The following is a 22,016-nucleotide window of genomic DNA, read 5'->3' as shown; positions in this document are numbered from 1 at the left end:
ATCCAACGTGCCGCAGTAATTTTCGAATTCATGGCCTTCGGTTTTCGGAACAGAGCGCATGGCATTGAGCATAACGTGGTTCATCCCGCTTTTCCCAGCTTCAAAGCGATGTCTCCTTACGTTGGATTGCCATAACAGGATCGCGGCCCATACGTTCTGCAAGCCCGGCAACGCAAAATGCGTTTATTGCCAGTTACATAGGCTCCAAGTCCCGTTGTTTTGCCTCAGATTTCATCGATGTATGCCGTCAGGGCGGCCTCGCAGCCGTCCTGCCATATTACGCTCAACCAACGCGAAAACGCTTCTGAAAATGGTTTCGCGTCTTTCAAGTCTCCGTAAATCCGGCTTTGTTCAAGCCAAGCGGCCGGATTTGACCGCGCCGCGCGGGCGGTTGCGTTCAGTTCTTCCCAAATGGGATCATTGGGCTCGATCACGCTGCCATCTTCCCGCTTTCCTGCGCACATGCGCGCCCAGAGCGCTTCGACCAAGGCCAGTCCGCTAACCGGGCCATCCGTGCTCAGCTGATCTCGTAGAATTGGTAAAACAAAGCCCGTGTGGCGGGCTGAACCATCAAAGGCCACGCGTCGATTCGTGTCGACAATCCGAGGGTTGGAGAACCGGCGTTCGACCAGCCCGACATATTCTTCCGGCGAGACCCCCGAAACCGGTGATACGGTTGGAGCGATTTCCGTTCGCTGAACTTTACCGAAGAAGAGCGAAATCAGCGGGTGCGACATACACTCGGAAATCGTCTGCAAGCCCAGAACTTCGCCGACATTTGCAAGGACCTGATGACCGGCGTTGAGGATACGAATTTTCATGGTTTCGAAGGCGTGGACATCATCAGAGAAAACCGCACCAACATCGTTCCAGTCAGGGCGTCCGGCGCAGAACTTATCCTCAATCACCCATTGGCGGTATGCCTCATGCGTGACGACGGCGGCATCTTCGATACCGAATTTCTTGGCAAGGGCCAGTTCGTTCGGCCCGGTCGCCGGTGCAATGCAATCCACCATCGAATTGGGGAAGGTCGCGTGGGTTGCGATCCAATCGGCCAGTTCGGGGTCAGACAGTTTTGCCAGGGACATCACGGTTTGCCGCAGGACATCCCCGTTGCTCTGAAGATTGTCGCAGCTTAGCCCGGTGAAGGGAGGGTGCCCCGCATCGCGTCTCAGACGCAATGCCTCAACGATGGCACCAAACAACGTGCGCGGTGTCAGGGGATTTGTGGCATCGTGTTGAATGTCAGGATGGGCGGCGTCGAAACCTTTGGTGACCGGGTCTACATAGTAGCCGCTTTCCGTCACCGTCATGGACACGATGCGAATTTCCGGGTCCGCCATCTTTTGAATGAGCGTTTCATTGCCCTCTTCAATCGGCAGGTAATCGATCATGGATCCAATCACCTCGGCGCCAACACTTTTCGGGTCCAACTCGATCAGGGTCGTAAGACAATCCTGAGCCATCAGTTTTTCCCGCATCGCGGCGTCGTATGGTCTCACACCCGCACCGATGATTGCCCAATCGCGGGCTTTGCCCATTTGCATGAGGCGGTGAAGGTACCAGGCCTGATGAGCGCGGTGGAAGTTGCCGACACCGATGTGAACAATGCCCGGTTCAAGCTTTGAACGGTCATACAAGGGCCGCTCAATGGTGAGCTTATCGAGTGTTGCGTTTGAAAGTGGCATCAGTTCCTGCATGGCCCGCCACCCACATTGCGGGGTTTGGCACCCAGTTTCCGCCCTGATCGACTGCGCACCTTGCTTTCGAGTTCTGAGCAGAATGCGCTCCGCCCGATTGCTCGAGCGGAACCAGTCTTAAGGGCTGCTTCTCCAGCCAGTTGCATTATTCGATCCTCAGACCCTGAGCGTCGAACTTATGCAGCTTGTCCATCTGCGGCGTCAGGTAGATCGTGTCACCGTGTTTGGCTTGGATGTCGCCGGTGATCCGAACCGTGACCATGTCGGCAAGACCTGTGTCATGGACGTGAATGAACGTATCCGAACCGAGGTGTTCAGCGACGCCGACAACGCCCTTCCACGTCCCTTCTGTCATGCTGACATCGGTGTGTTCAGGGCGAATGCCGATGGTGGCGGCTCCGTTCTTTTCGGCTTCGGCACCACCGATGAGGTTCATTTTCGGGGACCCGATGAAACCGGCAACGAATTCATTGCGCGGACTGTGATAAAGCTCCAACGGTGAGCCGACCTGCTCGATCACACCGGCACGCAGCACGACGATCTTGTCCGCCATGGTCATGGCTTCGACCTGGTCATGGGTGACGTAAATCATCGTGGTCTTGAGCCGTTCGTGCAGTTCGCTGATCTCAAGCCGCATTCCGACACGCAAGGCCGCGTCAAGGTTGGACAAAGGCTCATCGAAAAGGAACGCTGCCGGTTCGCGAACAATTGCACGTCCGATGGCCACACGCTGCCGTTGTCCGCCGGACAGTTGGCCCGGACGCCGATCCAAATAATCGGTGAGGTTCAGCGCCTTTGCGGCACCCTCGATCCGACGGTTTTGTTCCGCTTCGTCAATCCCGGCCATTTTCATCGGAAATGCGATATTCTTGCGCACCGACATATGCGGGTAAAGGGCATAAGACTGGAACACCATTGCAAGGCCACGCTTGGCCGGAGGCACATTGGTTGCATCCGAACCGTCGATTTGGATGTGACCTGTCGTGATGTCTTCGAGCCCTGCGATCAGGCGCAGCAACGTGGATTTACCACACCCGGAAGGTCCGACAAAAACTGTGAACTCGCCGTCTTCAATCGTAAGGTCCAAGGGTGGAATAACTTGAACATCGCCGAAGCTTTTGGTCACTTGGTTGAGTTTGATTTGTCCCATTGATCAAGTTCCTTATTTGACGGCGCCGAAGGTCAGGCCGCTGACAAGTTGTTTCTGGCTGAACCAGCCAAGAATGAGGATTGGCGCAATGGCCATGGTTGATGCCGCACTGAGTTTGGCAAAGAACAGACCTTCGGGGCTTGAATAGCTGGCGATGAAGGCCGTCAGCGGAGCCGCGTTGGCTGCCGTCAGGTTCAATGTCCAGAACGCCTCGTTCCACGCCAGGATGAAGTTCAACAGCAAGGTCGAAGCGATGCCGGGAATAGCCATGGGCGTCAGGACGTAGAGGATTTCTTCTTTCAGAGTTGCCCCGTCCATTCGCGCGGCTTCCAGAATTTCTCCCGGGATCTCTTTGAAGTACGTGTACAACATCCAAACGATGATCGGCAGGTTCATCAACATCAGGATCACGACCAGCGCGCCGCGACTGTCGAGGATGCCAAGTTTGATGCAGATCAGGTAGATCGGGTACAGAACCCCAACCGCCGGAAGCATTTTGGTCGAAAGCATCCAAAGAAGAATGTCCTTGGTGCGCTTTGAGGGCACGAATGCCATCGACCATGCCGCAGGGACTGCGACGATGATGCCTAATATCGTCGAACCGCCCGCAATGATGATCGAGTTCCAGAGGAACCGGGCATAGTTCGACCGCTCCATCACAGCGGAATAGTTTTCCAGGGTCCAGTCAAATGCCAGGAATACCGGGGGGTCGGCAATTGCGGTGGCTTCGGTTTTGAAGCTGGTCAGGACTGTCCAGAGGATCGGGAAAAAGATCAGCAGGCCGATGCCCCAAGCGGCGGTCGTATTGATGATCTTGCGTTGCTGAGTTACTGCGCGGGCCATTTTTTCCTCCTCACGCGTCCAGATTCTTGCCGACGATGCGCATCAGGAAGATCGCAACGATGTTGGCGAGAATGATTGCATAGACACCACCTGCGGACCCGAGGCCGACATTCTGACTTTCGAGAACGCGCTGGAAAATCAGATAGGTCAGCGTTCTGGTGCCAAAGGCACCGCCGGTCGTGACGAAGATCTCTGCAAAGATTGCAAGCAGGAAAATCGTCTGAATCAGGATCACGATCGTGATCGCGCGGCTGAGGTGCGGTAGCGTGATGTAGCCAAAGCGCTTAAGCGGGGGCGCGCCATCCATTTCGGCCGCTTCCAGCTGTTCCCCGTCCAGCGATTGTATTGCCGTCAAAAGGATCAGCGTGGCGAAGGGCAGCCATTGCCAGGAAACGATAATGACAATCGATGGCAGCGACGCTTCGGACAGCCACGAGATCGGCTCGGCACCGAAAAAGCGCCAGAGATGCGCGAGCAAACCGTTCACCGGATCCATGAACATGTTCTTCCACACCAGCGCCGACACGGTTGGCATGACAAAGAAAGGTGCGATCACCAGAATGCGGACAACGCCTTGGCCCCACATCGGCTGGTTCAAGAGGATGGCCAACAGAACGCCAAAAATCACCGTTATCAACAGAACCCCGCCAACGATCGTCAGGGTGGCTGCGACTGATGGCCAGAAGGCGCTGGAGCTGACAAAGCGGACATAGTTTTCGAAACCGACCCATCCGAGGTCTCCGCCCCGCAGCGGGAGGTATCTCTTGAATGAGAAGATGAGTGTCATGATCAGGGGGACAAGCATCCAGCCAAGGAGCAGGATGACCGCCGGCGCCATCATGAGGCGAGCCGCTGATCGGGAATGTTTGGTTGCCATGGGGCATACCTCCTGTGTTGATCGCCATTCGGCCATCTTAGTCGGAGCTGCGAAATGGAGAGAAAAAAGTGCTTCCCCGGGGGCGCAATTTGCCCCCGAGGAAAAGGGAGAGCTTAGCGGTACCCTGCGGCCTCCATGGCGTCATTGGTCAAAGCCTGAGCCTTGGCAAGCGCCTCGTCGACAGTCTGCTGCCCGGCATAGACGGCCGAGAATTCCTGGCTGACTTCAGTGGCGATGCCCGCGAATTCGGGGATTGCCACGAATTGAACGCCAACATACGGAACCGGCTTTACGGTCGGATTGTTCGGGTCAGCAGCAAGAATTGAGTCAAGCGTCTTCTGAGCGAACGGAACGGCCTGATAGTTGGGGTTTTCATACAGCGATGTGCGCGCACCCGGAGGTACGTTGGCCCAACCTTCGTTTTCGGCAACAAGCTCGATATAGTCCTTGGACGTTGCCCATTCGATGAACTCTTTTGCAGCAGCTTCTTTCTGTGTGCCTGCCGGAACGGCCAGTGCCCAGGCCCAGAGCCAGTTCGCCTTTTTGTCGACGCCCTCGCTGTTGGGGGCAAGCGCAAAGCCTACCTTATCCGCCACGGTCGAATCGTCTGGGTTCGTCACGAACGAGGCGGCAACTGTTGCGTCGATCCACATGCCGCACTTGCCCTGCTGAAACAGCGACAGATTTTCGTTAAAGCCATTCGTTGCGTATCCTGCGGGACCGGACTCTTCCATCATGCCAACAAAGAAGTTGAGCGCATCCGCCCATTCCGGTTGGTCAAACTGTGCGTTCCAGTCTTCATCGAACCAACGTGCACCGAAAGAGTTTGCGGTCACGGTGATAAAGGCACCCCCTTCACCCCAACCGGCTTTGCCGCGCAAACAGATTCCGTTGATGTCATTGTCACGATCCGTCATGGCCGCAGCCGCTTCGCGGATGAACTGCCATGTTGGTGCTTCGGGCATCTCCAGACCTGCTTGTTCCATCAGGTCGGTACGATACATGATCATTGAGCTTTCACCGTAGAACGGCGCGGCGTACAGAGTGCCGTCGTGGCTCAGGCCCGCCCGCATCGCCGGCAGGATATCATCGGCGTCATAGTCAGCCGACAAGTCATCCAGCGAAACCAGCCAGCCGTTCGCGCCCCAGATCGGTGTTTCGTACATGCCGATGGTCATGATGTCGAACGAACCGCCCTTTGCGGCGATGTCGGTGGTCACCCGCTGGCGCAGAACGTTCTCCTCCAAAGTCACCCATTCCACCGTGTGGCCGGTTTTGTCGGTGAAATCCTGGGTTAATCCCTGCATGCGAATCATATCGCCATTGTTAACCGTGGCGATGACAAGATTCTCAGCTAGTGCGCCGCTGGCAGTGACGAGTGTCATTGCCGTCGCTGCGCATAGAGCTTGTTTGAATGACATCCTAATTCTCCTCCTCGTTGGATGATGACTTGGACTCTAGTCAAAATCACAACGCGAAGTCAATTAAATATTTACGCGCGTAAATTTATGGGTGGCTGCGCGATCAAAAACCCCTCAGGCCGACTCCCGCATGATCAATCGGCCTTCGAACAGTTTTTCCTGCCTTTCAGGAGGGACCTGTCCCTTCTCGAACAATGCAAACAAAGTGGACACCGACCTATTCGCGATGGCTTCGTAATCCTGTGCGATCGTTGTCAAAGGGGGACAAGTAAATCTGGAGAATGGATGGTCGTCGTGTCCCGCAATCCTGAGGTTACATTCGGGACCATGACCAACTTTGAACCCAAGGCCATATGCGGCTGACAAAAGACCGATGGCAAAGCGATCATTGCTGCACAGGATCGTGTTGGTGCTGAATGCTCCATCGGACAAAAGTCGGCCCCCTTCGACTTTTCCAATTTCTTCGAAGTCCCATCCTTCGCCATTTACCCGAAAGATGTTCGGCGTTTGACCGTGCCGCTCCATGCTTTCGATATAGGCTTGTCGGTGTTTGTTGGCATTCGGGTTCAGAGGTTTCTTCATCTCGAAAAAACACGGTGGCTCACCGCTGCGACAAAGGTACTCGACCATCAGATCGACGCTCTGAAAATGATCCGTGCCGACAAATGCCCGCCCGACATCAGGCATATTTGCATCAAACAAGACGACCGGAATTTCGGCATCGAATGATTTCACTGCATCTGTGTCGGACAGCCTGCCAAAAGGTGCAAGCAACACGCCCGCAGGCTTCAGGGATTTCAGCGAATTGAGATTGTCTCGCTCCATTTCCGGATTGCCGTGCGAACTGAGCAAGATCGGGCTGTACCCGGCTTCAATGCAAGCAAGCTCAACGCGCCGGCCGATTTCAGAGAAGAACGGATCGGCCAGATTAGGTACGACGACACCAATATTCTTGGTGGTTCGCCGGTTCTGGTTCATCGCGAACACATTCGGATGATAATCGTACTCTTCCAGCGCTGCTTCGATCTTTTTTCTTGTGGAAACACGCACGCTTTCGGGATCGTTGAAATACTTCGAGACGGTAGGTCGGGAAATCCCGCTGACCGATGCAAACTCTTCCATATTACGGATTTTACGTTGCAAACTTTACCCCTCAAGATTGCAAAATAGCGCGCGATAAGTTTTGGCAAGTTTTGTAGCGAAAGCCCTGCGATGTCAACCAGAGGGCCATTTGCGCGTCATCGCGCCAGTTCGGGATGCCTGTAAGCTTCCGGGTAGCTCATCGGGGTCTGCGGCCCCAGGGGGACGACACCGTTCCACGATCGTCCGAAGTACCCTTGGCGACAATGGGTCAATGACCCAGCGCCGGCCACTCCGTCAAAGGCGTATACGCGACAAAGCCAACGCCACAGGTGCCTGTAATCGAGAATATGGGCACCGTTCAGCTTCATACGCAGGTAATAGACCGGGTCATGGCGATAGAGTGTCGGAAACAGGCGCAAGTCCGCCTCGGTAAAGTCCTTTCCGGTGAGAAAGGCGCGTCCGTCCGCCAGCAAGTCATCAAGATCGGCAAGTGTCTTGAAATAATCATTAAATGCCTTCGTATAGACACTTTGATCCGACGAGAACCCTGCTTTGTATGCACCATTGTTGATCGTCAAATAAATCCGTTCATTCAGGGCGGTGACAGCGGCGCTGGTGCCCTTGTCTTTTGGCAGGAGTTGAGGTCGATTTTTCGGCGCACCCAAAGCAACCGCGTGGGTATCAAGCATGCGGATGATCTCGGCGCTTTCGTTGTTCACAATGCGACCGGCCTTTTTGTCGTACAGGATTGGAAGAGATTGCTCATCCGAACCTTCGCGTCGATAAATCTCCTTCGCCAATCTCAGGTTCAGTCCCGTTCCGGTTTCAACCGTGCATTCGGGCAACGTTGCTTGGGTCAACGAGGCAACCCGGTGTGGTGCAAACTCCCAAAGGTTCGGGCCCGCCGGGTCATCATCGCCAGTGCGATTTGGGAAAGCGACATCCATTGTGATGCTGTCATTCAATCCCAGGATTGAGCGTGCCAGCGTTACGCGGTGACACCACGGACAATTGAGTGCGACAAAAAGGTGATAGCGGCCCGGTTCGGCCGGGAACTCTGCAGACCCGATGGCATGGCGAAACCCGCTGATGCCACGCACGAATTCACCCTTCGCCCGGCGCTTGGTCATGTCGGTCTGGTCTTCTTCTTTGGAGGTGTCTGTTTGCATGAGGCCATTCTTGTCCATACCGGCGGTTATGCAAGATATTCGTGGTGGCATACGCTTGCCATCAGCATGAAGCGTTGTCTGGCAAGTTTCGTGTTCCAAACCGAGTTGCTTACTGTAAGCTTCAGCGTCATGTCGCGACCGATAAAAATCGAAGAAATCGAGAGGCTTTGGGATCAAATCGCAAGCGGTCGCGATGTTGTTGGATTCGAGGACTTGGCGAAAGCTCTGTCAGGACTTGGGAATCAACAGGCGACCGACCATCTGGACTTGATTGCCGACGAATACGACCAGGTCGATGGCATTACCCGGCAGCAATTCCTGGCAACACTTGCATCGTTGACAGGAGACCTGACCAGCCGAGTGTCGATCGCCTTTGACGTCTTTGACGCAAATGGCGACCGTAAGATCACGCACGACGAATTGCGTGACGTACTTTTGGCCTTTGGGATTGCCGAGGATCTGACAGATCACTTCTTTGCCGCTGCCGATAAAGACGGGGATGGCGCGATCAGCTTTAGTGAATTTCAAGCGGCGACGTCCAATGCAGAAGGGCGTCATCCGCTGCGTTATCGCGATGTTCATCCGTCTTTGATGGCGCCCGCACCGACTGAAACAGTGACGTCGGTCCAGTTTTCAAAAAATCCGCAGTCCGCGCCTCAAGGCAAAGATCGACGCCGTGGGGAGGGTACATCCCGGCTGCAAATGCAAATTGGACTTTTTCGCCTGCTCCAAGGTGCAGCCTACCGCAGCTTTCGCGAGAATTTCGCTGCCAACTACGAAACCCACCTTGCCGCAAAAACGATGCCGTACACGATCACGGAATTCGCACGGTACACGGAACGTGCAATCGAGCTCTACAAAGCGCTGGGCGTTGTCGAGCCTGCGTGTTTCGAGGTTTTGGATGCCGTTCCCTTGTCGTTGCGACAAGAGCTAATAAAGCTGGACGATCGCATTTCGACGTGGGCTTCGATTGAGAAATCAATGGAAATGTCGAGGGCTGCGGCGGAAATGGATGCCGAGCGTACAGATCGGGCCAGAACGCATCACGTGTTTGATGCCCTGGTCGAATGCGCCCTGACGCTGCGCCGCAAGAACCTTACAGTGGCCGATCTATCCGATGGTGCCCTTGACCTTCATGAAGTCAAGCGACTGCGGTCTTTGGACCTGCATCAGCCGCCACCGTCGACGAAAGGCGGGCAGGATGGCGATAACGCCGACTACCTTGCGGCCTGGAACGGTGTGATCCTCGAGACGGCTGGCGAGGAAATAGATGGCGCCATGATGCCGAATGCCTATTGGTACCAGGAGTTTATGCCAAAACTGCTGGCCGCCTGCAGCGTGGCAACAGCGGATGACATTGTGGCCAACACCATGCCGGATGAAGCCGATCTTGATGAATGGTTTCACGAGGCGCGTGCGTCCGGAGAATTCCATCCATTTGCCGAGGCAGAGATGGACCAATTCGCAACGTGCGAGCCGTCACAAAAGCTGATGATCAAGCAGGCATGGCGTCTGACCCGCCACTATCTGAACGGCATTCAAAAGCGCCGGGAACGGCTGGAGTTTGGTCGCGACTCGGGATCGCTGTCGCAATACGTGGCCTTTTTGGACGTGTACCTTGGGCGCAGCGACGTCCGGGATGCAGACATGCGGTTGAGTTTTCCCTACTTTATAGGCCCATCAACGTGGCGGTTTCTTCATACAACGGCCGAAATCATCTGCCACCGCGATGTTGAAGATCAACCGAAGCTGATTGCGTTGTTCAAAAGCTTCTTTCGTTCCTTCGCTGCGATGTATCCCTGCCCATACTGCCGGTATCATCTGAACCGGTATGTCGTGCAAAACCGCGAGGTCGAGTACTATCCGCTCGAATACCTGGTTTTGGGCTGTGACCAGAGGAAAAACGGCTTCGAAGCCTCAATCGACAACAAATTGGACACGATTTCGGACGGTCCTTCGCTTCGCCTGTTTCTTTGGAAGCTTCATAACGCTGTGTCGTCCTCTATTACCCGGACGGAACCCTGGTTTCATCGCGACGAGCGCGCATTCTATGCCAGCCGCTATTGGCCAAGTCTTAGCGAGGAAGTGGCTTGCGCGCGGGCGTTCGGAGAAACCGAGGTTCCGATCAACCGGCTTTCACATTTTTCGGGCATGCTGACACCGGTTGGACGTCTGGCATCGCTGCGCGGGCGTTGGCGCGGGATGCATATGATGACCGGATCAGCCAATCTTGCGCAACTGGTGAGCGATGCAGAAAGTTCGGTGCGTGATCTGGAGGACGCTTTGGCAGCCGGCGAGTTTCTTGAAAAGACTTATCGTTTTGATCCGAGTTTCGAAGACAATGCCCCGCATTTTACACCTGAAGAAGAGGCCTATAGCCGAAGCGGTTTGTTTGTAGAGGCCTGAATAAAGCGGATCACCAGACCCCTAAGGAATGCCAACTTCATAGGCCCGGGACTCGTATCAATATGGATTGACTAATAGCTATTTAACTATTTAAAGTTCCCGCATGCCGGATCGCCTGGAACAAACAAAAGCGCTTGCCAGCGGCGCACGCCTTTCCATCCTCGACTGGTTGTTGGAACCAGATCGGCATTTTTCTCACCAGATTACCGGCAAGCCTTCGGACATTGGGGTGTGCGTGACATTGCTCACCGAAAAACTGGAAATGGCGCAGCCAACGGTCAGTCGGCATCTGGAACTGCTGCGCAGGGCGGGTTTTCTGACGGTCAACAAGATTGGACGGTGGTCTTTCTTTCAACGAGACGAGGGTGCCATTGCTGAATTCAAGGACTGGATCAATGACCATCTTTGAAGAAGCGGACGCAAAATTGTTGCCCGGTTTCGAACGCCGGCTGATTAGCGTCAACGGCAACTCAGTAATGACCCTGACGGCAGGCACGGGACCGGCGCTGTTGATGCTGCACGGTGATCCTCAGACCCATCTGTGCTGGCACCACATCGCGCCGAAGTTGACCAAGAACTTCACGGTGGTGCTCACGGATATTCGCGGTCGTGGCGAGACGCACAAACCAGCGCGTGATGCAGAAAGCAACGCGTATACCAAACGCGCGATGGCAGATGAGCAATTGGCGGTCATGCATTCACTGGGGCACCGTTCTTTCGCTGTTGTCGCGCATGATCGCGGTGCGCGCGTCGCACGACGACTTGCACTGGATCACCCTGAAACGGTGACTCGTCTTGTCGTTATGGACATCATTCCAGCGCTCGATTTCTACGAGGCATTGAATGCCGAGATCGCCCAGGACTATTTCTATTTCTCCTTTCTGACGCAGGATTATCCCATCCCCGAAAGATTGATCGCAGGAGATCCAGAAGCCTTTCTGCGTCTGATCCTCGAAGGTCTCTCAGACAAGCCTGTGCATTATGACCCATTGGCTCTGGCGGCTTACCTCGCAGCAAACAGTACGCCTGACGGAATTACGGCAATGTGTGAGTGTTTTCGCGCAGGGTATCATATCGACCAGCTGCATGATCTTGAGGATCGTCGGATCGGACGTCGAATTGCTTGCCCGACACTGATCATGTGGGGCGAAAAAAGTGTTGTTGGCAGACATTTTGACGTCAAAAGTGTCTGGCGGAAATGGTGTTCTGATCCAAGCTTTGTTCAGACACGCGGCGGGCATTTCATTCCGGAGGAAACGCCGGATGCCGCCTTGGCAGCCATCGCGCAGTTTTTGCAGCAGGATAGGCTTGTGTCGAATTAAGGTGTGACGCGAATAGGCTGTCCTTCCAAGAAACTGCTTTTTGGTTCTGACGCCGTCGAGAGCAGCCAAAAGTCATCACAATCGAAGGTCAGATATCAGTTCAGCCAGCGTCGCAAATGCGCCTAAGCACGGCATATGTCCGGTCGATCACGCCGCGTACTTCCGGCAAAAACCTGTCTTCGTGATGCGTTACCATCCATTGACTGTGGTTCAATTCTTCAATCCGATCTGAAACCGCAATTAGTCCCGGTTGGGCGTCGCCGATAAAGGTCGGCAGAACCGCGCGTGCGATACCTGCAAGTGCCAGATCAAGGGCATTTTGCGGTGTCGTTACTTCGATAGAGTCCGCGCTTTTTTGAGTCTCGCTTACCCACAGGGCCGAGGGTGTTGAAGAAACGACCCGTGCCCACGTCGTGATTTTGGGGTTTCCTGCATAGACCGCAAAACTAACCTTTCCAATGCGTCGACAGGCCAGACCGACGCCGTCGGGTCTGTGATTACGGATGCCGATGACCGCTTCGCGACGGCCGATGTCGACAACTTCTTCGGCCGACATGAACCGTAGGCGAACCGGTGTCGAGCCTCTGATGGTGTCTGCGGACTGGATCAGTGCCCGTGTCACCCACGTTCCGGCTGAAACCTTGACCAGAGGAACCGCGGAACCGTCGACGAGGTCCAGAACCCTCTCTTCGATTCCGTTGATCTTGTCCAATAGCGCGAGGCCGTCTTCGGTCAGATCGTACCCGCGCGGCTTTCGAACGAACAGTTCCTGACCCAGTCGGCGTTCCAACTGCAGCATGCGCCTGCCGAGCGTTGGCGCGCTCTTTCCGGTTGCAGCCTCAGCGGGGCCTAATCCGCCCGCCCGTGCCACCGCCAGAAACAGCTTTAAATCATCCCAATTGATTTCATCCATGAAACGTTTGTTACATTTTAAACCACTGGTGAAAATAGCGGGCCGCGCACAAATTCAGGGAACGCAACTGAAGGCAGACGAGTATGAAATTCCTTGATCAAGAGATCGCGCCGCTTGGCATGGGCTGCTGGCCCATTGGGGGGGCGATGTTTTCCGGCTCCCAATCGTTGGGGTACACGCAGGTTGATGACGACACTTCAATCCGGACAATTCATGCGGCCTTGGCAAGCGGTATACGCCTGTTCGACACGGCCGCCGCCTACGGCGCAGGTCATTCCGAACGTCTGCTCGGCCGTGCGCTTGAACGACACCCCGACGCGATTGTTGTCACCAAAATCGGCATCGGAATAGACGAGCAGAGCAAGCAGATTTCATTTTCGCCTTACGTGAAAGAGGCGGTGGAACCGGCCATCGAAGACAGCCTGGTTCGTTTGAAGCGCGATTGCATTGATGTCGTTCTTCTGCACCTCAACGAAATGCCAGTTTCCGAAGCTGCGGCTATATTCGATGAGTTGGAGCGGATTCGGGATCTGGGCAAAATCCGCGCCTATGGCTGGAGTACAGATTTTTCGGAAAAGGCGAACGCAATGGCCGAACGAAATGGCTTTAAGGCCGTTGAGTACGCCATGAACGTATTTTTCAATGCGCCGAGAATGCAAAAGGTCGCGCGTGAAAGCGGTCTACATTCTTTGATCCGATCACCGCTTGCGATGGGGTTGCTGAGCGGCAAATACGATAGCGCAACTGTCATGCCCCCTGACGACATACGCGCCACCAGCGAAGATTGGATGGAGTATTTCAAGGATGGTCATGCCAACCCAGACTTGGTCAAAACCATCGATGCCGTGCGTGAACTTCTCACCTCGGATGGGCGGACCATGGTACAAGGTGCCTTGGGCTGGCTGTGGGGGCAGGGTGCGGCCAACGTTCCCATTCCGGGTGCCCGCACGCCCGATCAGATCGAAGGGCTGGCTTCGGCAGTGCAAAAAGGCGCCTTGTCCGAAAACACTCTGGCGGAAATCGAGTCGCTCATTGATCGCAATCCAGACGAGCCAGATCGGTCAAGATAGACTGGTCAGAGATTTATTGAGAGCTTGGGCCGTTCGCGTGCGATGCGACGGCCCTTTTCGAAAAGACAAATTCGTGAACCGAATACTGGACCCGTTCGCTGTATCCTGATGCAATGAAAGAGGCGTTCTTGCCGTGGCATTTTTGCGCATCGTATCCCGCGGAATAGGCGAATGCGCATCATTTTTAGGGGCTGCGGACTTGCCAGACTAAAGAAATAACGGGGCAAGCGAGAGGACCAGCAGAACAGCCATGGCGACATTGAAGAAGCGCAGGTGCAATGGGTTGCGAAAGATGGCGTTTATTTTTGTTCCGGCCACCGCCCACAGTCCAACAGCTGGGAAATTCACTGACCCAAAAATGCATGACACAAGAACGACTTGCGCTATCCCGCCGCTTGGCGCGTAGATCGAAATCGCGGCCAGTGCCATTGCCCACACTTTGGGGTTTACCCACTGAAATGCTGCTGCTTGAAGAAAGCTCAGAGGTGACGATCTGCCACTTTGATCCGAGTGTCCTGAAGATGTGGCAATCTTCCAGGCGAGCCAAAGCAGGTATCCCACGCAAACAATGCGCATGACGTGTTGGAGCGTTGGATTGGTCTCAAGAACCTTGGCCGCGCCAGAGCCTGCGAAGCTGGCCAACACAACGAAGCCAACGGAAACCCCGAGCCAATGGGGAATTGTGCGTCGAAGCCCGAAATTGGCACCTGATGTCATCAACATCAAGTTGTTGGGCCCCGGGGTGACAGAGGTGACAAAGGCCATTGTGATCAGCCCGGTAATAAGTTCAAAAGTCATGAGCAATAATCGCATGTATCGCGTGGCAATGTCCTTGCTTTCTTCCGGAATCTTTCGCAATCTGCGCAACAAATGGCAGAATTAGACCAAATTGACGAAACAATATTGATCGCGTTGCAGCGTAATGCTCGGATCAGCAATGTGGACCTTGCGGATCGCGCCGGGCTGTCGCCATCCGCCTGTTTGCGGCGCGTACAAGCGTTAGAACGGTCGGGTGTGATTTCCGGCTATCATGCGAAACTGAACCCTCGCGCATTGGGGCGCGATTTTGTCTCATACATCTCTGTCGGTCTTTCCAGCCAGAGAAAGGCCGCACATGAAGCTTTTGAAGCGGCTGTGAAAGACGCCCCGCAAGTGGCGGAGTGCCACAATGTGACAGGCAGCTTTGAGTATCTTTTGCGGGTCGAGGTGGCGGATCTGGATGCTTACAAGGAGTTTCACACGCAAATCTTGGGCGCTCTGCCTGACGTTGCCTCCATCACCAGCCTGGTTGTGATGGCGTCTCCAAAAGACAGGTTCGTCTAGAAGAATGCCCGAGGCAACAAGTGGCTCCCTCACCAATTAGGCGATGAAGTCTCGGACACCCTCGGCTGTCAAAAGCAAACCAATTGCGCAAAGCAGAACTCCACATCCCTTCGCAAGCCAAAGAAGGGGCGTTTCATGTCTGACTGATTTGGCGAACATCGCACCGACAAAGCAAAAGCAAATGCCTCCAATGCTTTCCAAGGTCAGGGAGACGGCAACCATGCTGGAGTATTTTGCCAAATATTGCGCGTCTGCTGGATCGAGAAATTGACTGTAGAATGCGGTGGCAAACAACACGGCCTTTGGGTTTGCAATTGCGGTCAGGAACTCTTGGCGCATCGTCAGCTTCTGTTTCGGCCTGGTTTCCGCCGATCCGCCCACGGTCTTCGAAAGCCGCAAGGCAGTGGATGCCCCGAGCCATGAGAGATAGAGGCCCCCTACCAGTTTGAGAAGGGCAAAGCCGCCTGGGAAACTGTTCAGCACCGCGGCGAGGCCAAAACCCGCAGCGATGAAGATGATGATGTATCCGGGCAGTCTTCCCAACATTGAAATGGCTGCCGACAGAATTCCGTCAGAGCTGCCATTGCGAAGAGCAAGAAGGTTGTTCGGACCGGGTGCAAAATGAACAGGCAGTGAGGCCACCACGAAAATGGACCAGAATTGGAAGGTCATGTGCGTCTCCTTTGAGGGCCGCAACATAGGACCACACAGCGTGGAATGTCCTTGCGAAATAGCGCTGATTTCGGCAGTAAATTAGAAGATATAGGTAGTCTAAGGGTCAATGATGGTGAAATCAGCTAACTTGGATCAATTTGATCGTCAGATCCTCTCGGTTCTTCAAACGGAAGGCCGGATAAGCAATGTAGAACTTGCGGATCGTATCGGTTTGTCTCCAACGCCTTGCCTCAGGCGCGTACGGGCTTTGGAAGAAGAAGGGATAATTGAAGGGTACCAAGCCCACCTTGATCGAGAGTCGGTGGGTTTGGGAATGACGGTTTTTGTTGAAATCACGGTGTCGCGACATTCCGACGACAACGCCAAGACGGTTCAGGACCAAATCGCGTCACTGCCGGGATGTGTTGCCTGCCACATGGTCTCGGGTGCGGCAGATTTTCTGGTGGAGATGGTGGTAGCGGATCTTCAATCCTACGAGCGTATCCTGTCCGAACACCTGTTGGTGATCGACATGATAGCGAGTATTCGGTCAAATTTCTCACTGCGCCCGATCAAAACAAACGGTGCATTGACGTTGCCAGAGTGATTGGCCGCATTGCGACCTGCGTACGCGGCTGGTTCTTCCCGAACAAAGAGAAATTGTGGGCAGCTTTGACTAAGCATACCGAAAGTTCCGCGAATTGGCATTTTGTAGCCGGGTAGGGGAATTGCAAACCCCGACAATCCAATTTCACTCCGTGTTCTCATTGGCTGGGAACACAGGTATCTCGAAACCCAATACCCTATCGCGAATGGAGTACCTGAATGCCGCAACCCAAAATCAATGACACGGTTCGGACCGATATCGAAAACTCCGTACTATGCTGGCTGGCAACGGTCAGCGCCGAAGGCAAGCCGAATGTCAGCCCCAAAGAGATGTTTGCCGCGTACGGCGACGACTGCCTTGTCATTGGCAACATCGCCTCGCCGAACTCGATCGCAAACATTCGGGAAAATACGTCTGTTTGTGTCAGTTTTGTTGATGTCTTCCGCCAGAAAGGGTTCAAGATCGAGGGTGAAGCCACGATTATCGCCCCGGACGATCCGCAATACGCAGTTGTGGGTAAAGACATTCTTGCGATGGCTGGTGAAAGCTATCCGATAAAGCACGTTATCAAAATTCAAATTGACCGCATTTCACGTATCTGGGCGCCCAGTTATGCGATCTTCCCGGACCGCAGCGAAGAGGCACGCATCCAGAGCGGCTATGACGTTTACGGCGTGCGTCCTGCGTGAGCGACCACGGGTTTGAACACTGAGCTGGATCGCCCAAGGGGTCGCCAACAAACACAGTCACGTACGGAAGGGCGTCGCGGCATGTGATATGCGGCAATATCCGCAAGATGTCGTGAACCCCGACGTTTCGGATTTCCCATCCAACTGCGCCTTTTCGAAACGCGTTCGACGCCTTCTTGTAAGGCGATTTTTGGCAAATCGTTTTGCCGATCTGGTCGTTGCGCCGGGAGGTCGCGAAATGAGATAAACCTTGTGTTTAACAGAAGGGAAATTGCGACGTGAAACGAGAGCTATTTGACGGTGTCAGTGTCTTTCCGGTCGGCCTCGGTTGTATGGGCATGAGCGAATTCTACGGCGCGACAAATGACGCGGAATCTCTGCGCGTTCTTCATCGTGCTGCAGAACTGGGTGTCAACTTTCTCGATACGGCCGACATGTACGGGCCGCATCACAATGAAGAGTTGATCGGGAAGCTTCTGAAAGAAACCAAAGAAGACTTCGTGGTTGCCACCAAGTTCGGAATTGTGCGTGAGCCTGGTCAATACGCGCGCGCCATCGACAACACGCCAGAGTACTTGCGCAAGTGCTGTGAAGCGTCCCTGAAACGCTTGGACGTCGACTGTATCGATCTTTTCTATGCACACAGGTTGAATCCGGATCATCCCATTGAAGACATGATGGGAGAGATGTCGAAACTGGCGGAAGAGGGCAAAATTCGCGCGGCCGGCATATGTGAAGCCAGCGCAGCCACGCTGGAGCGTGCACATGCCGTTTTCCCGGTTGCCGCATTGCAATCAGAGTATTCGCTGTGGTCCCGTGGGTTGGAAGAGAACATCCTGCCAACCTGTCGGAAACTTGGCGTCAAACTTGTGGCTTACTCACCTCTTGGCCGCGGCTTCCTGACCGGATCGTTCCGCAAAGCCGCAGATGTGCAAGAGGGCGACTTCCGTTCGATGTTGCCGCGGTTCTCACCCGGAAACCTCGAGCAAAATCAGGTGTTCCTGCAAGAGATCGACAAGCTTGCCGAGGACAAAGGTGTGACAACCGGACAGATCGCGCTGGCTTGGGTTCTGGCCAAGGGCGACGATATCATTCCGATCCCCGGCACAAAACGCATCAAGTATCTGGAACAAAACTGCGCCGCAGCCGAGGTCGAGTTGACGTCGGATGAGGTGAGCTCGCTCGAAGAGGCTTTGAATAGCGTTGAAGTCCTCGGGCTGCGCTACACCGCCGAGGGCATGAAAGGTGTCGAAGTATGAGCACCACAGAAAGTGATCGCCGCACGCGTGCGCTGGAGCTGCTCAAGCAACTAGAGCCTTCTGCGCCGCCGCGTGTGGCCGCGAATTTCGATAGCCTGCACGAGGATTACCTGGAAATTGTCCTGGGATTTGCTTTTGCTGATGTTGTGGCTCGGCCTGCCATTGATCTGCGGACACGGGAAATGATGACCGTTGCCGCGTTGGCAGCAATGGGCACGGCGCATGGCCAGCTCGAATTTCACATTCGTGCGGCCATGAACCAAGGCGTCACCAAGGAAGAGATCCTCGAGATCATTTTGCAGATGGCGGTTTATGCCGGTGTGCCTGCGGCCATGAATGGCTTTGCCGCCGCACGGGCTGCATTCGCCGCTCGGCCTGACTGACCACCACTCACCAAAGCCAGTGAAAGCGCGTGCGTTGCGCGCTTTCATATTCCTCGATCTGCGGCAGGTGGCGTTCGGTCATATCGATCATGTCCCGGCCAAACCTCAGCCTCTCGCGAAAACCATCATCCATTTCGATGGGAACGGCATAATCCTCTCCGCATCGCAATATGTTGTTTTCGATGTCGAGCGAAACTTCCAATTCGGGATCATCTGCCAAGAGTTGCAAGAGATCGTCGTGGCGATCTGCAGGTAGCCTCACACATGAAATCAGATTGTTGACGCAGTTGATTTCGAAGATCGACCCAAACGATGGTGCGATGACGGTCGTGAAACCGAAATCGGCCAGCGCCCAAACCGCATGTTCCCGTGACGACCCGCAGCCAAAGTTCTCACCACCGATGAGAACGCGCGCGCCTGTCGCGCGCTCCTCGTCCAATGGATGGGTCGAGCCGCGTTCATCATGCGCCTGCCGGTCACTGTGAAAGAAAGCACTTGCGAGGCCGGTGCGTTTGACGGTCCGCAAGAACTGCTTTGGCAGCATCGCGTCGGTGTCGACATTCAGACCGTGAATGACGACCGCGCGTCCACTGTAATCTCTTTGAAGCGCCATAGGTTACGCGACCATTTCTGAATTTGCGGTCAGGCAAAGCTTCAGCAATTCGTTCTCTGAAACTTCGCCGTTCAGGGATGCAACCAACTTGCCTTCACTCAGGACCATGAACCGGTCAGCCAGCTCGATCAGTTCCGGCAATTCCGAGGAAATCAGAATGATGGCGCAGCCGGACGCGGCCAGACGCATGATCTGACTATAGATTTCCGTCTTGGCGTCGACGTCGACACCATGGGTGGGCTCATCCAGAATCAACACTTTGCACCCAGCCGAAAGGGATCGCGCCAAGATCGCCTTTTGTTGGTTCCCGCCCGACAGGTTGGCAAGACTTTCTTCCGCCGACGGGGTTTTCAGGTTCAGCGTTGTGATCTGGTGTTCTGCTTCGCGCGCTTCTTTTCCAGTGCTCGGGAAAGGCAGCCAATTTCGGCTGCGACGAAGCTTGAGCGAGGATAGTGTTATATTGTGTGTAATTGGAAAATTCAGCAGAGCGCCTTCGTTCCGGCGATCTTCCGGCACAAGGCCGATACCGCAGTCCCACGCTTGCTTCGGCGATGTGATCTGAACATTGCGTCCATTGAGCGTGCAGGTGACCCCAAGGTTTGGGTTCGCGCCCAGGATTTGACGAATGGTTTCCGTGCGTCCTGCGCCGCCCAGGCCCGCAAGCCCGAGAATTTCGCCTGCAGCGACGTGCAGGTCAAAGGGCGAGCCACGATAGAACGGATCCAGCCCCTCCACACGAAGCACTTCGTCGCCGAATGTCCGTTCCGCCCTTTTTGAGGTCAGGCTTTCCTTGCGCTTGCCGGCGATCAGAGCCACCAACGCGTCTTCATCAATCTCCTTCATTTGGACGTCAGCCACGAGGTGTCCATCGCGCATGACCAGCGACCGGTCACAAAGCTCGGTGATCTCTTTCAAACGATGGCTCACATAGAGAAAGGAGACGTCCTGTGACTTCAGCCGTTTGATCACGGCAAACAGTTCTTCGATTTCTCTTTCCGTCAGCGACGCAGTTGGTTCGTCCAGAACAATCAGCTTGGCATCCGTCAGCAATGCACGTGCGATCATGACCATCCGCCGTTCCGCCACGGAGAGTTCGCCGACCAATGCGTTTGGGTCCACGTCCATGTGCAGTTCGGCAAGGGCCGCTCTGGCCCGCGCATTCAGGGCGCGTCGATCCAGAATGCCCGCCTTCTTGGGATAGCCCAAACCCATTGCCATGTTTTCCGCAACGGTCAGCAGCGGCACGTCGTTCAGTTCCTGATGAACCACGGCAATGCCCGCGTCAGCGGCCTGTTTGGCCATTGTGAACGTGCAAGGCGCTTCGTACATCGAGATCGTACCGCTGTCCGGCTGTTCCACACCCGCTAGAATGCGGATGATGGTACTTTTGCCTGCACCGTTCTTTCCGAGGAAGCCGACAATTTCGCCTTCATCAATTTCAAACGATACGTTTTGGGCGGCTTGAACGCCGGGATAGCTTTTGCAGATATCCTGGATGCTGAAGAGCGCCATTACTTTGACCCCTTCTTGCCGATACGGCTCAGCAGCACGGCCAGAACCAGCAATCCGCCTTGGGCGATGTTGATAGCGCCTGTCGACAGTTGCATCATCGTCAATCCGGTTTGGATCACACCGATGAACAGAACGGCGACCAGCGTGCCGATCACGGTAAAGCGACCGTCGCGGGACATGGTGGAGCCAAGGAATGCAGAAGCAAAGGACGGCAGAAGATAGGGCTGGCCCGCGTTAGAGAACGCCGACGCAGACTGTGCTGTCAGCAAAATACCAGCCAGCGTTGCACAGACGGCGACGATTATGAAACCGCACATCCGCAGGCGGGCTACTGGAATACCGGCCAAATAGGCGGCTTCCTGATTTGACCCGGTCGCATACATGTAACGGCCGGTCTCGGTCTTCTCCAACAGAATCCAGGCGATCAGACTGACGAGGAGGGCAATCCAAACCTGGACATTAACGCCGAACATATAGGACTGGCCGATCGCGACATAGCCGGCGGGTATCCCGCTGTAGATCGTGCGTTGATCGGTAAGCGTGAATTCAATTCCGGTTAACAGAGTGGCCATTCCGAGGGTAATGATCAGAGAGTTGGCCCCCCCAAACGTCACCATCGCGCCCGTTGCCATGCCAGCGGCAATAGCCAACGTGAATGCAAGTACGATCGCGAGGAACCAATGGACGTCCCAGAAAGACATCAGGCAGACAGCAAAGGCGCCGCCAAGACCGATCATTGATCCAACCGAAAGGTCGATTTCGTTCATGACAAGCGCGACCGTCAGTCCGAGCGCCGCGATCGCCAAAGGAGCAGCAAGTGTCAAAATCGCCAGTGCGTTTGTTGACGTGAAAAACGCGTTCGGGCGCAGGATACTAAAGATGCAAACCACCACGAACAGAGCGATAAGAAGTCCCCAATTTTGCAGCAGATTACGCGCCCAATGTGGGGAGACATGGCCAGAGCGAATGCTCTGGCCGGTCTCTGAGCGGCTGCTTCCGTTTGTCTCAGAAACACTTGTCAT

General features: G+C 54.9%; 22 protein-coding genes and 1 pseudogene. 10 read left to right on the top strand and 13 right to left on the bottom strand.

The genetic code is table 11. The annotated features are described in order from the left end of the window. Positions 1 to 224 precede the first annotated feature (224 nt). The 7 genes from RA28_RS09870 to RA28_RS09840 all read right to left on the bottom strand — a co-directional run bounded on the left by RA28_RS09870 (position 225) and on the right by RA28_RS09840 (position 8,243). Positions 225 to 1,700 carry a mannitol dehydrogenase family protein gene (locus RA28_RS09870; protein WP_039527360.1) on the bottom strand — a complete coding sequence of 492 codons (1,476 nt, stop codon included), beginning with the start codon at positions 1,698 to 1,700 and terminating at the stop codon, positions 225 to 227. Between the two features lie 145 nt (positions 1,701 to 1,845). Next, positions 1,846 to 2,850, bottom strand: a complete 1,005-nt coding sequence (locus tag RA28_RS09865) for an ABC transporter ATP-binding protein (protein WP_039527358.1) — start codon at positions 2,848 to 2,850, stop codon at positions 1,846 to 1,848. A 12-nt stretch (positions 2,851 to 2,862) separates the two neighbouring features. Then, positions 2,863 to 3,693 (bottom strand): carbohydrate ABC transporter permease, encoded by an 831-nt coding sequence (locus RA28_RS09860; RefSeq protein ID WP_039527355.1) that lies wholly within the window; start codon positions 3,691 to 3,693, stop codon positions 2,863 to 2,865. 10 nt (positions 3,694 to 3,703) lie between these two features. After that, positions 3,704 to 4,570 (bottom strand): carbohydrate ABC transporter permease, encoded by an 867-nt coding sequence (locus RA28_RS09855; protein ID WP_039527888.1) that lies wholly within the window; start codon positions 4,568 to 4,570, stop codon positions 3,704 to 3,706. Between the two features lie 113 nt (positions 4,571 to 4,683). Further along, entirely contained in the window at positions 4,684 to 5,991 is a 1,308-nt protein-coding gene (locus tag RA28_RS09850; protein WP_039527352.1) for an ABC transporter substrate-binding protein, read from the bottom strand. Positions 5,992 to 6,105: 114 nt separating this feature from the next. Continuing rightward, positions 6,106 to 7,113 (bottom strand): LacI family DNA-binding transcriptional regulator, encoded by a 1,008-nt coding sequence (locus RA28_RS09845; protein WP_039527350.1) that lies wholly within the window; start codon positions 7,111 to 7,113, stop codon positions 6,106 to 6,108. A gap of 116 nt (positions 7,114 to 7,229) precedes the next feature. Next, a complete protein-coding gene (locus tag RA28_RS09840; protein WP_241481099.1) occupies positions 7,230 to 8,243 on the bottom strand; it encodes a glutathione S-transferase C-terminal domain-containing protein in 1,014 nt (337 codons plus the stop codon). A 129-nt stretch (positions 8,244 to 8,372) separates the two neighbouring features. Here RA28_RS09840 and RA28_RS09835 point away from each other — a divergent pair, with 129 nt between their 5' ends. From RA28_RS09835 to RA28_RS09825, 3 genes are all read left to right on the top strand, one after another. Further along, positions 8,373 to 10,649 (top strand): EF-hand domain-containing protein, encoded by a 2,277-nt coding sequence (locus RA28_RS09835; RefSeq protein ID WP_039527885.1) that lies wholly within the window; start codon positions 8,373 to 8,375, stop codon positions 10,647 to 10,649. A gap of 103 nt (positions 10,650 to 10,752) precedes the next feature. Next, complete coding sequence (locus RA28_RS09830) at positions 10,753 to 11,058, top strand: ArsR/SmtB family transcription factor (protein WP_039527344.1); 306 nt, start codon at positions 10,753 to 10,755, stop codon at positions 11,056 to 11,058. Further along, positions 11,045 to 11,971: an alpha/beta fold hydrolase gene (locus RA28_RS09825; protein WP_039527340.1), complete on the top strand. Its 927-nt coding sequence runs from the start codon at positions 11,045 to 11,047 to the stop codon at positions 11,969 to 11,971. The genes RA28_RS09830 and RA28_RS09825 overlap by 14 nt, the downstream gene beginning before the upstream one ends. Positions 11,972 to 12,071: 100 nt before the next feature. Here the strand turns inward: RA28_RS09825 and RA28_RS09820 are convergent, their stop codons facing one another. Then, complete coding sequence (locus RA28_RS09820) at positions 12,072 to 12,884, bottom strand: LysR family transcriptional regulator (RefSeq protein WP_039527337.1); 813 nt, start codon at positions 12,882 to 12,884, stop codon at positions 12,072 to 12,074. A gap of 83 nt (positions 12,885 to 12,967) precedes the next feature. On the opposite strand from RA28_RS09820, the gene RA28_RS09815 reads away from it, so the two are divergent. Further along, positions 12,968 to 13,954, top strand: a complete 987-nt coding sequence (locus RA28_RS09815) for an aldo/keto reductase (RefSeq protein WP_052261397.1) — start codon at positions 12,968 to 12,970, stop codon at positions 13,952 to 13,954. A 207-nt stretch (positions 13,955 to 14,161) separates the two neighbouring features. Here RA28_RS09815 and RA28_RS09810 read toward each other — a convergent pair whose 3' ends face one another. After that, positions 14,162 to 14,752: a LysE family translocator gene (locus RA28_RS09810; protein ID WP_039527880.1), complete on the bottom strand. Its 591-nt coding sequence runs from the start codon at positions 14,750 to 14,752 to the stop codon at positions 14,162 to 14,164. A gap of 72 nt (positions 14,753 to 14,824) precedes the next feature. Here RA28_RS09810 and RA28_RS09805 point away from each other — a divergent pair, with 72 nt between their 5' ends. Then, positions 14,825 to 15,277, top strand: coding sequence for an Lrp/AsnC family transcriptional regulator (locus RA28_RS09805; protein ID WP_039527334.1), 453 nt, complete (start codon positions 14,825 to 14,827; stop codon positions 15,275 to 15,277). A gap of 36 nt (positions 15,278 to 15,313) precedes the next feature. Here RA28_RS09805 and RA28_RS09800 read toward each other — a convergent pair whose 3' ends face one another. After that, on the bottom strand, positions 15,314 to 15,949 hold the full coding sequence (locus tag RA28_RS09800; RefSeq protein WP_193747383.1) for a LysE family translocator: 636 nt from the start codon (positions 15,947 to 15,949) through the stop codon (positions 15,314 to 15,316). A 109-nt stretch (positions 15,950 to 16,058) separates the two neighbouring features. On the opposite strand from RA28_RS09800, the pseudogene RA28_RS23140 reads away from it, so the two are divergent. From RA28_RS23140 to RA28_RS09780, 5 genes and pseudogenes are all read left to right on the top strand, one after another. Continuing rightward, positions 16,059 to 16,211, top strand: a pseudogene (locus RA28_RS23140) (Lrp/AsnC family transcriptional regulator); the annotation flags it as partial. Between the two features lie 54 nt (positions 16,212 to 16,265). Further along, positions 16,266 to 16,538, top strand: coding sequence for an Lrp/AsnC family transcriptional regulator (locus tag RA28_RS23015; protein ID WP_241481098.1), 273 nt, complete (start codon positions 16,266 to 16,268; stop codon positions 16,536 to 16,538). Positions 16,539 to 16,756: 218 nt separating this feature from the next. Beyond that, the gene (locus RA28_RS09790) at positions 16,757 to 17,227 is read left to right on the top strand and encodes a pyridoxamine 5'-phosphate oxidase family protein (RefSeq protein WP_039527330.1); all 471 of its coding nucleotides are present in this window, start codon (positions 16,757 to 16,759) and stop codon (positions 17,225 to 17,227) included. 278 nt (positions 17,228 to 17,505) lie between these two features. Further along, a complete protein-coding gene (locus RA28_RS09785) occupies positions 17,506 to 18,486 on the top strand; it encodes an aldo/keto reductase (protein WP_039527327.1) in 981 nt (326 codons plus the stop codon). After that, positions 18,483 to 18,869, top strand: coding sequence for a carboxymuconolactone decarboxylase family protein (locus tag RA28_RS09780; RefSeq protein ID WP_039527324.1), 387 nt, complete (start codon positions 18,483 to 18,485; stop codon positions 18,867 to 18,869). The genes RA28_RS09785 and RA28_RS09780 overlap by 4 nt, the downstream gene beginning before the upstream one ends. Positions 18,870 to 18,876: 7 nt before the next feature. Here RA28_RS09780 and leuD read toward each other — a convergent pair whose 3' ends face one another. Genes leuD through RA28_RS09765 form a run of 3 tightly spaced genes read right to left on the bottom strand, consistent with a single transcriptional unit; the run spans position 18,877 to position 22,016 of the window. Beyond that, positions 18,877 to 19,482: a 3-isopropylmalate dehydratase small subunit gene (leuD, locus tag RA28_RS09775; RefSeq protein WP_039527321.1), complete on the bottom strand. Its 606-nt coding sequence runs from the start codon at positions 19,480 to 19,482 to the stop codon at positions 18,877 to 18,879. A gap of 3 nt (positions 19,483 to 19,485) precedes the next feature. Next, positions 19,486 to 20,994 carry a sugar ABC transporter ATP-binding protein gene (locus RA28_RS09770; RefSeq protein ID WP_039527319.1) on the bottom strand — a complete coding sequence of 503 codons (1,509 nt, stop codon included), beginning with the start codon at positions 20,992 to 20,994 and terminating at the stop codon, positions 19,486 to 19,488. Beyond that, complete coding sequence (locus RA28_RS09765; protein ID WP_193747382.1) at positions 20,994 to 22,016, bottom strand: ABC transporter permease; 1,023 nt, start codon at positions 22,014 to 22,016, stop codon at positions 20,994 to 20,996. Before RA28_RS09765 ends, RA28_RS09770 begins: the two co-directional genes overlap by 1 nt.

This window comes from Ruegeria sp. ANG-S4 (assembly GCF_000814005.1).
Lineage (GTDB): Bacteria > Pseudomonadota > Alphaproteobacteria > Rhodobacterales > Rhodobacteraceae > Ruegeria.
The sequence above is the reverse complement of the archived record's forward strand: the minus strand, read 5'-3'. Positions and strand labels throughout refer to the sequence as shown.

Coding starts and splice junctions, on each gene's coding strand:
- RA28_RS09825 (WP_039527340.1), top strand. CDS start 11,045: ATGACCATCTTTGAAGAAGCGGACGCAAAATTGTTGCCCGGTTTCGAA.
- leuD (WP_039527321.1), bottom strand. CDS start 19,482: ATGGCGCTTCAAAGAGATTACAGTGGACGCGCGGTCGTCATTCACGGT.
- RA28_RS09855 (WP_039527888.1), bottom strand. CDS start 4,570: ATGGCAACCAAACATTCCCGATCAGCGGCTCGCCTCATGATGGCGCCG.
- RA28_RS09780 (WP_039527324.1), top strand. CDS start 18,483: ATGAGCACCACAGAAAGTGATCGCCGCACGCGTGCGCTGGAGCTGCTC.
- RA28_RS09800 (WP_193747383.1), bottom strand. CDS start 15,949: ATGACCTTCCAATTCTGGTCCATTTTCGTGGTGGCCTCACTGCCTGTT.
- RA28_RS09845 (WP_039527350.1), bottom strand. CDS start 7,113: ATGGAAGAGTTTGCATCGGTCAGCGGGATTTCCCGACCTACCGTCTCG.
- RA28_RS09770 (WP_039527319.1), bottom strand. CDS start 20,994: ATGGCGCTCTTCAGCATCCAGGATATCTGCAAAAGCTATCCCGGCGTT.
- RA28_RS09860 (WP_039527355.1), bottom strand. CDS start 3,693: ATGGCCCGCGCAGTAACTCAGCAACGCAAGATCATCAATACGACCGCC.
- RA28_RS09805 (WP_039527334.1), top strand. CDS start 14,825: ATGGCAGAATTAGACCAAATTGACGAAACAATATTGATCGCGTTGCAG.
- RA28_RS09850 (WP_039527352.1), bottom strand. CDS start 5,991: ATGTCATTCAAACAAGCTCTATGCGCAGCGACGGCAATGACACTCGTC.
- RA28_RS09830 (WP_039527344.1), top strand. CDS start 10,753: ATGCCGGATCGCCTGGAACAAACAAAAGCGCTTGCCAGCGGCGCACGC.
- RA28_RS09870 (WP_039527360.1), bottom strand. CDS start 1,700: ATGCAGGAACTGATGCCACTTTCAAACGCAACACTCGATAAGCTCACC.
- RA28_RS09835 (WP_039527885.1), top strand. CDS start 8,373: ATGTCGCGACCGATAAAAATCGAAGAAATCGAGAGGCTTTGGGATCAA.
- RA28_RS09815 (WP_052261397.1), top strand. CDS start 12,968: ATGAAATTCCTTGATCAAGAGATCGCGCCGCTTGGCATGGGCTGCTGG.
- RA28_RS23015 (WP_241481098.1), top strand. CDS start 16,266: ATGACGGTTTTTGTTGAAATCACGGTGTCGCGACATTCCGACGACAAC.
- RA28_RS09810 (WP_039527880.1), bottom strand. CDS start 14,752: ATGACTTTTGAACTTATTACCGGGCTGATCACAATGGCCTTTGTCACC.
- RA28_RS09790 (WP_039527330.1), top strand. CDS start 16,757: ATGCCGCAACCCAAAATCAATGACACGGTTCGGACCGATATCGAAAAC.
- RA28_RS09865 (WP_039527358.1), bottom strand. CDS start 2,850: ATGGGACAAATCAAACTCAACCAAGTGACCAAAAGCTTCGGCGATGTT.
- RA28_RS09840 (WP_241481099.1), bottom strand. CDS start 8,243: ATGCAAACAGACACCTCCAAAGAAGAAGACCAGACCGACATGACCAAG.
- RA28_RS09765 (WP_193747382.1), bottom strand. CDS start 22,016: ATGACAAGTGTTTCTGAGACAAACGGAAGCAGCCGCTCAGAGACCGGC.
- RA28_RS09820 (WP_039527337.1), bottom strand. CDS start 12,884: ATGGATGAAATCAATTGGGATGATTTAAAGCTGTTTCTGGCGGTGGCA.